Source organism: Daeguia caeni, assembly GCF_042653845.1.
GTDB lineage: Bacteria > Pseudomonadota > Alphaproteobacteria > Rhizobiales > Rhizobiaceae > Brucella > Brucella caeni.
Genome location: NZ_JBHSEL010000094.1, coordinates 1 through 7,921, shown reverse-complemented (window position 1 = coordinate 7,921; position 7,921 = coordinate 1). Strand labels below are relative to the sequence as shown.

Here is a 7,921-nt window from a genome sequence, read left to right as displayed (position 1 = left end):
GTATCTCCTGTTCTCGGCATCTAAGCCGAAGTCAGGCAGAAATTCCACTTATCTCCGCTGTCCAGATTTCCCGAACCACCTCTAACCCCAAACCGAGCCGGAAACTCCAATCTTCAAAAACACAAATAGTCTCAAATCATTCGACGACGGACAGCCCAAAGCGCATTTAATTCCGGCTCACATTTTTCAATGCGTTTGATGACTGCATCTATCGTTTCGACGGGTGAAATTTCTTTGGATCTATAGGCAGTGATAAGTTCTACGGCTGAAAAATCTGCAAGATCTGTCATATCAATATTCCTAAACTTATAGCTGAGTAGCCGATACCAAACGTTTTGACCGTCGCCCCGAAAAAGGCTTTGGCATAGCCTCAATGAGTGCTTTTGTGTAAGGATGTTGCGGATTATCGAAAACCTCTGACGCACGCCCCTCTTCAACAAATTTCCCGCTATTGATGATAGCTACTCTATCAGTAATAGCTCTCACCACTCCGAGATCATGGCTAATGAAAAGATAGGAGAGATTGTATCTTTCCTGTAAGTCCATCATCAGATTAAGCACCTGAGCTTGAATAGAAACATCAAGCGCTGAAACAGGTTCATCAGCAACAATCAAGGATGGTTTCGTAACAAGGGCGCGGGCTATGGCAACACGTTGACGTTGACCACCAGAGAATTCATGCGGATATTTTTCAGCTGAAGCCTTTGATAGCCCAACCGCATCCAACACTTCTTCCACCCTCTGCATTCGCTCAGTATGATTGGTGTACGGCTCTAAGGAAACAATAGGCTCTAGAATTATCCGCTTCACCGTATAACGAGGATCGAGTGATCCGTAAGGGTCCTGAAAAATAGCCTGAAACCCTTTACGCGCCTCTCGCAAGCGGGTGCTCGTAAGCGAATAAATATCTTCGCCATTAATAATCACCTTACCCGCTTGCGGCTTTTCAATTGCCATCACACAACGCGCAAGCGTTGATTTTCCAGAACCACTTTCTCCTACGACCCCAAGGCTTTCACCGGTTTTCAATTCCAAATTAACACCATGCAAAACGCGCAAAATTCGTGTTTTGGAAAACAGGCCAAGACGAGGAAGGCGATATTCCCGAACGAGATTTTGAACCTGTAGGATTTTACTCATGCCATCCTCTTGCTTAAATGCGGATGAAAACATGCGATGCAATGATCCACCGATGAAGACGGATCAACAGGACCGAGATTAGGAATTTCCTTTTTGCAATCATTCTGCGCGTATTGGCATCTATCCGCGAAATTGCAATGTATATTTCTCTGTAATGGATCAGGAACGCCTCCGGGGATCGTTGTGAGGCGCTGACGCTTTGCTGAAATTTGCCCCGTTTGAAACAGTGCATGCGGAGAAGCTGCAAAAAGCCCTTGCGTATAGGGATGCGCCATATGTCCAAAGATATGCTGTGTCGGTCCCGTTTCGACAATCCTACCCGCATACATCACGGCAATTCTCTCGGTCATTTCAGAAATGACACCAAGATCATGAGTAATCAGCAATAATGATGTTCCAGTTTCATCAATCAACTCATCCAGCAAATCCAGAATTTGCGCCTGAACAGTCACATCAAGCGCCGTTGTCGGCTCGTCAGCAATTAACAAATCCGGCTGACAGGCAATGGCCATTGCAATCATGACGCGTTGTCTTTGCCCGCCAGAAAGCTGATGCGGATAAAGCTCCAGATCAAATCGCGGCGCAGCTAGCCCAACCCTATCTAATAAATACCGCGCATTTTTTTCAGCATCAGATCGCGATTCACCGAGATGAAGGCGGCGTCCTTCCGCGATCTGCGCACCTATTGATTTTACCGGATTAAGCGCCGTCATCGGCTCCTGAAAGATCATAGCAGCCCGTCGGCCTCTCATCCTGCAAAGCTGGTCTTCAGGCATTGTTACCAAATCCTGCCCGTCAAACCGAAGACTGCCACGGACCGTCATCCGACCAGGCAAAAGTCCCATCAGCGCCAGTGCGGTAATCGACTTGCCACTACCGGATTCTCCTACAATTCCAAGCCGCTCACCACGATCAAGGGTCAGGCTGATATCCGAGATAATATCAACTGTTTTATCTGCAAATGGCAGCGATACCGACATTTGTGATATTTCTAGGAGGGACTGTTTCATCTTTGCCTCCTGACACGCGGATCCAGAATATCGCGCAAGCCATCCCCCACAAGATTAAGCCCTAATACAGACAGAGTTATCGCCAGTCCTGGGAAAATCGCCAGCCACGGCGCATCATAAATAAAGGTCTGCGCATTATTAAGCATTTTCCCCCAACTTGGCATCGGTGGCTGTGTCCCCAGACCGACATAGGACAATCCGGCTTCGGCAACGATCGCCAAGGCAAACTGAATAGTCGCCTGAACGAGAAGAATATGATTGATATTGGGCAAAACATGCAAAAACGTAATCGATACATCGCCGCGACCGGAACAACGAGCCGCTAAAACATATTCCCTTTGCCATAATCCTAATGAGGCTCCTCGCGTGACGCGAGCAAAGACCGGAATGTTAAAAATTCCAATTGCGATCATAGCATTCACAGCACCGGGGCCAAAAATCGTGGTGATAATTACAGCGGTCAAAAGAGCAGGAAAGGCAAAAGCCATATCCGTCATGCGCATGACAAGACCATCAACCCAGCCTCCTTTGGCTGCGGCGAGTGAACCAAGCGGAACACCAAAACCAGCTCCTACCAATACGGCAATTAACGAAACAGCAATCGAATTCCTGGCTCCCACCATAATCATGGAAAGTACATCGCGCCCGAAATTATCCGTACCCATCGGATGCATAAAACTTGGCGCTTGCAACTTATCTCTAAAATTCATTGCCGTCGGGACATAAGGTGTCCAAAAATAGGATATCAACGCCATCCCCACCAATGTGCAGGTAATGATTAGGCCTATAACCATATTCCGGCTCAGAAACACGGTTCTGAAAACTGTGGAAGCTCTTAAAATATTGGATGTCATTATTAATGCACCCCTTTTGAAAGGCGAGGGTCGACAAGCCCGTAAATCATATCAACCGCAAAATTAACGACGATAATTGCAACCGCCAGTAAAGTGATCAATGACTGAACCGTTATCAGATCACGCTGGATAATTGCCTGGAAGATCAGCCGCCCCACTCCGGGAAGATTGAACACATTTTCAATGATAATGGTTCCGGCCAGTAAAAACGAGAATTGCAGTCCGAGGATTGTAATCACCGGAATAAGCGCATTCGGAACAGCATGTCGCCAAAGGGCTGCTTTCTGGCTTAACCCTTTCGCACGGGCTGTGCGGATAAAATCCTCATTCAATGTTTCAATAACGGACGAACGCGTTACCCGCGCGAGAATTGAGGCCAAAGGCAGAGCAAGTGCTAGTGCCGGAAGAAACAGCGAATGCATTCCAACCCAGAACCCATTATTCCATCCAGAAAAGCCGGAAGCCGGAAACCAGCCAAGCTGCAAAGCAAAGAGTAGAATTAACAAAAGGCCAAGCCAAAAATTCGGTATGGCTACACCGATCTGCGCTATTCCCATCGATACGACATCATGCAACCGTCCCCGTGTAGCCGCCGCATAGACGCCAACAGGAATGGCAATAATGACAGATATCAGCATTGATAAAGCCGCAAGTGGCAAAGTCAGCATGATCCTTGGCAGTAAAAGTTCGCTGATAGGAACTGAATAAGTATAGCTTGTACCAAAATCACCGCGTACAAAATCACTGATCCAAACGAGATAACGTTGCCAGAGTGGCATATCGAAGCCAAGCTGCTTGTGCAGTACAGCCAGAGTTTCCGGCTGTGCATTGATACCCAAAATAACAGCCGCAGGATCACCGGGTAAAACCTGCATCAGCATGAATACAATCACTGAAACTGCAAATGTTGTGAGTATCAGAGAGCTTATTTTCCCCGCAATATACCCCAAAACAGCTTCCTCCTTGGAATGAAACACGTCTTCATTTATGATAAATTTAAGATGTGCCTGCTTCTCATTGCATCCGGTTGATTAATTCACCCAATAGGTCTTTGTCTGGTCATTCACCGGTATTGGCGTACTTTTCCAGACACCTTTGACGTCCTTATTCCAAACCCCGATTTTCGGCAGCGCAAACAAAAAGATATTCGGCTCATCCACGGCAAGCTTTTGTTGAAGTTGCTTCACAAGTTCCAACTGCTGCTCTTCACTGGATGCTTCCGAATAGGCTTTATAAAGCGCTGTAAATTCCGGATTATTGTAATTGAAATAATATTTATCACGCGCATAGATATCGATATCACGCGCTTCAGTATGGGCGATTATTGTCGCATCGAAATCTGAACGGCTGAACACCTGATCAAGCCATTGCGCAAATTCGATCGGTACCAGTTTCACCTGAATTCCAACCTCTGCCAGCATCGCCGCAATGATCTCACCACCGCGTCGCGCATAAACCGGCGGAGGCAGCATAATCGTCAGCTCAGTACCCGGAGCGACACCAGCCTCATCCAGCAATTGACGTGCTTTGACAGGGTCATAAGGATAGGTTTCCGACAAATCGATATAGCCCGGATCAACTGGTGCATAATGCGAGCCAATCGGAGTGCCAAAACCCGAATAAATGCCTTCAATCAACATCTTGCTGTCAATCGCATGGGCCAGCGCCCGACGAACCTTGACATTGTCAAACGGCGCACGCGCATTATTCAGCGCCAGAATAACCTTGCCAGCCGTATTACCGATTTCTACATGCAGCTTGTCATCATTTTCAAACCTATTGATGAGTTCAGGCGCTTGAAATGTCGGAAATACATCCACATCCCCTGCCAAAATTGCAGCAGCAGCAGCAGACGGATCACTAATAAAGCGGAAAGTCACTGAGGAAAGTTTGGCAGGCTCGCCCCAATAATCAAAATTGCGCTCAAGCTCTACACGATCACCTTGCACCCAACGTTTAAAACGAAACGGCCCTGTCCCAACCGGATTGGTTTGATTAGTTCCAACACTGCTTGGCTCAACCATAATGGCATCACCCCAACCCATATTGAAAAGAAAATTGGATGTAGGACGTTTTAAAGTGACGACAGCCGTAAGGGAGTCGACGCATTCCACGCTAGCTATAGGCTCAAAAAGCCCTTTTTGAGCATTGGTTGAATTCGGAGCCAATGCGCGTTCATAAGAAAATTTGACAATGGAACAATCGAACGGAACGCCATTATGAAATTTTACGCCGTCCTGAAGCGTAAATTTATAAATTAAGCGATCATCTGATATTTCCCAACTCTTAGCCAGTAGAGGCGCAACACTGCCATCCTCCACAATTCGCACAAGACCTTCGAACAAATTTGCATAAGTCACCTGACGAATTGCAGCTGCGGCATTGGCTGTAGGATCAAGCCCCGGTGGTTCCAAAACTTCGCCAACAATCAAACGATCTTTTGCATATCCCCTCACGCTCAAGGAAAGTACAAAAGCACTCACAAGCCCGATTTTCAAAATCCTTTTCATTATCTCCATTCCCCCGTTAAATTGAACGCCCACCATCTACATCAAGCGCGACTCCTGTGATCATCGATGCAAAGTCCGAACACAAAAATAAAGCGGCCTGAGCAAGATCTTCAGGCAAAAGCAAGCGCCCGATAGGAATGGAGGCCAGAAACTTGGCGCGAATTTCTTCAGTATCCTCTCCCATAAAGGTCGTCAGCAACGGAGTTTGCCCAGCCACAGGATTAAGCGCAACAACACGGATTTTATGCGGAGCCAGTTCAATCGCTAACGCTTTAGTCACTGAAACAACCCAACCCTTTGTTGCATTATACCAAGCAAGATTAGGGCGTGGCCGACCAGCGCCAGTCGATGCGATATTCAAAATGACACCTTGCTGACGTACCTTAAAATGAGGAAGAAGCTTACGCGTAATCAGATAAATGCCACGGATATTAACACCTACAATCCGGTCAAACTCATCCGGCTCGACAAGCTCTGCTGCTTGTGGCCTATGGCCTACTCCAGCATTATTAATCAAAATATCAATCTGCCCAAAATAATCTAAAACCTTGTCTACTGCCTGATCAACATCCCTCTCATTTGTAATATCAGCAGTAAGTGCAAGTGCCTGCTCACCTATTTCGGCTGCAACACGTTCCGCGCCAGTTTTATCACGATCTACGATAACAACCTTTGCGCCTTGAGCTGCAAAGAGCTTGGCCATACCTTCGCCAAAACCAGACCCAGCACCTGTAATAAATACCACTTTATCTTGTATATTCAAAATCTTCCTCCCAATTTTAATAAAATCCTTATCATCCGTGATAGACCGAAATCGTTTTTAGCGTTGCGAAACCGTAGAGAGCCTCAAAGCCCTTTTCACGGCCATGACCTGATCGTTTCACGCCACCAAAAGGAAGCTCAATCCCTCCGCCAGCACCGTAATTATTGATGAACACCTGACCAGACTGGATAGCATGGGCCAAGCGGAATTGGCGTGCACCATCTCTTGTCCAGATACCACAGACAAGCCCATAAGATGTATCATTAGCTAAGTTGATCGCCTCTTCTTCTGTATCAAAGGGCAAAGCAACCTGCACAGGACCAAAGATTTCTTCTCTTGTTAAAGGGTGATTGACTGGCACATCCCGGATCAATGTCGGAAGGACATAAGCACCATTGTCGGGTGCATTTTCAACCAACTTCCCTTGTGCTACAATACGTAGCCCGTCTCTCTTAGCCATATCCAGATAAGATTCAATGATTGCCTTCTGTCGATGCGAGACAACAGGACCAAGGGCTAAATCTGCGTTAGCGGGGCCAACATCAAGTGAACGATAAAGTTCACTCATTTTTTTGATCACTTCTTCATAGATACTACGCTCAATCAATATCCGCGAAGAAGCAGAACAGGTTTGGCCGGCATTCTGGATTCCTGCCCTAACCAAAAAGGTAAGCGCATTGTCCAAATCTGCATCGGCAAAGATGATTTGCGGTGACTTTCCTCCCAGCTCCAAAGTAACCGGAACGGTGTGTTTAGCAGCGGCAGCCTGTATTTTTTCGCCTGTCGCCACAGAGCCGGTAAACGAAATATGGTTGATACCGCTATGTTCAGCTAAAGCTGCACCTGCCTCATTTCCCAAACCAGTGACAATATTAAGCGCACCGGAAGGCAAACTGCATTCTGCAGCAATTCGTGCAAATTCCAATATGGTCAGACACGCTTCCTCGGCAGGTTTTACAACGGCAGCATTCCCCATTGCTAAAGCCGCACCAAGGCTCCTTCCCAATATCTGCATCGGATAATTCCATGGAATGATGTGAGCAGTAACACCATGCGGCTCATAAATGGAAAGAACAGTAAATCCGTTCTGATATGGTATCGTATCGCCATGAACCTTATCAGCTGCAGCACCATAAAATTCCATATAACGGGCCAGAGCAATTACATCAGCATGAGCTTGCGCTAATGGCTTACCTGTATCCATCGACTCAAGCTTCGCTAATAATTCTTTGTTTTCTAGTACTTTTTCTGAAATTCTATGTAAAATCCGACCCCGCTCGGTCGCAGTTTTCTTACCCCAGTCAGCAGAAAGCGCATGGCGGGCAGAAGCAACAGCATGATCAATATCAGCCTGATTCCCCCGTGCTATGAGTGCAAGCTCCGTACCATCGGAAGGATTGATTAGTTTGATATAATTGCCACTTGCCGGAGAGCGCCACTCTCCATTAATGAAATTCTCATAGCGCAATAATTTTGTCTCTGTCATTTCATTTGTTTTCTGCAATTTCTTCCTCCCGAAGTTTTTCAACTTTTAGCCGATCTACCGTTGACCGAATATGTATTGTCCGTCGTCGAATGATTTGAGACTATTTGTGTTTTTGAAGATTGGAGTTTCCGGCTCGGTTTGGGGTTTGATTTAAGCGG

8 protein-coding genes are annotated in these 7,921 nt (G+C 46.6%); all 8 read right to left on the bottom strand.

The features are described from left to right. Positions 1-131: 131 nt before the first annotated feature. From ACFO1V_RS09895 to ACFO1V_RS09860, 8 genes are read right to left on the bottom strand one after another with little or no spacing between them, the layout of a single operon-like run. Complete coding sequence (locus ACFO1V_RS09895) at positions 132-290, bottom strand: hypothetical protein (protein ID WP_374834558.1); 159 nt, start codon at positions 288-290, stop codon at positions 132-134. A 16-nt stretch (positions 291-306) separates the two neighbouring features. Beyond that, on the bottom strand, positions 307-1,140 hold the full coding sequence (locus ACFO1V_RS09890; RefSeq protein ID WP_374834556.1) for an ATP-binding cassette domain-containing protein: 834 nt from the start codon (positions 1,138-1,140) through the stop codon (positions 307-309). Beyond that, positions 1,137-2,150: an ABC transporter ATP-binding protein gene (locus ACFO1V_RS09885; RefSeq protein ID WP_374834554.1), complete on the bottom strand. Its 1,014-nt coding sequence runs from the start codon at positions 2,148-2,150 to the stop codon at positions 1,137-1,139. The genes ACFO1V_RS09890 and ACFO1V_RS09885 overlap by 4 nt, the downstream gene beginning before the upstream one ends. Continuing rightward, positions 2,147-3,004, bottom strand: coding sequence for an ABC transporter permease (locus tag ACFO1V_RS09880; protein ID WP_374834552.1), 858 nt, complete (start codon positions 3,002-3,004; stop codon positions 2,147-2,149). The genes ACFO1V_RS09885 and ACFO1V_RS09880 overlap by 4 nt, the downstream gene beginning before the upstream one ends. A gap of 2 nt (positions 3,005-3,006) precedes the next feature. Further along, positions 3,007-3,981, bottom strand: coding sequence for an ABC transporter permease (locus ACFO1V_RS09875; RefSeq protein ID WP_374834550.1), 975 nt, complete (start codon positions 3,979-3,981; stop codon positions 3,007-3,009). Positions 3,982-4,035: 54 nt separating this feature from the next. Next, complete coding sequence (locus ACFO1V_RS09870) at positions 4,036-5,514, bottom strand: ABC transporter substrate-binding protein (RefSeq protein WP_374834548.1); 1,479 nt, start codon at positions 5,512-5,514, stop codon at positions 4,036-4,038. Between the two features lie 16 nt (positions 5,515-5,530). Next, complete coding sequence (locus ACFO1V_RS09865) at positions 5,531-6,277, bottom strand: glucose 1-dehydrogenase (protein WP_374834546.1); 747 nt, start codon at positions 6,275-6,277, stop codon at positions 5,531-5,533. Positions 6,278-6,308: 31 nt separating this feature from the next. Beyond that, the gene (locus tag ACFO1V_RS09860; RefSeq protein WP_374834560.1) at positions 6,309-7,763 is read right to left on the bottom strand and encodes an aldehyde dehydrogenase family protein; all 1,455 of its coding nucleotides are present in this window, start codon (positions 7,761-7,763) and stop codon (positions 6,309-6,311) included. Positions 7,764-7,921 lie beyond the last annotated feature (158 nt).

Excerpts from the sequence above, each read along its gene's own strand:
- ACFO1V_RS09890 (WP_374834556.1), bottom strand. The coding sequence starts at position 1,140 with ATGAGTAAAATCCTACAGGTTCAAAATCTCGTTCGGGAATATCGCCTT.
- ACFO1V_RS09870 (WP_374834548.1), bottom strand. The coding sequence starts at position 5,514 with ATGAAAAGGATTTTGAAAATCGGGCTTGTGAGTGCTTTTGTACTTTCC.
- ACFO1V_RS09885 (WP_374834554.1), bottom strand. The coding sequence starts at position 2,150 with ATGAAACAGTCCCTCCTAGAAATATCACAAATGTCGGTATCGCTGCCA.
- ACFO1V_RS09860 (WP_374834560.1), bottom strand. The coding sequence starts at position 7,763 with ATGACAGAGACAAAATTATTGCGCTATGAGAATTTCATTAATGGAGAG.
- ACFO1V_RS09895 (WP_374834558.1), bottom strand. The coding sequence starts at position 290 with ATGACAGATCTTGCAGATTTTTCAGCCGTAGAACTTATCACTGCCTAT.
- ACFO1V_RS09880 (WP_374834552.1), bottom strand. The coding sequence starts at position 3,004 with ATGACATCCAATATTTTAAGAGCTTCCACAGTTTTCAGAACCGTGTTT.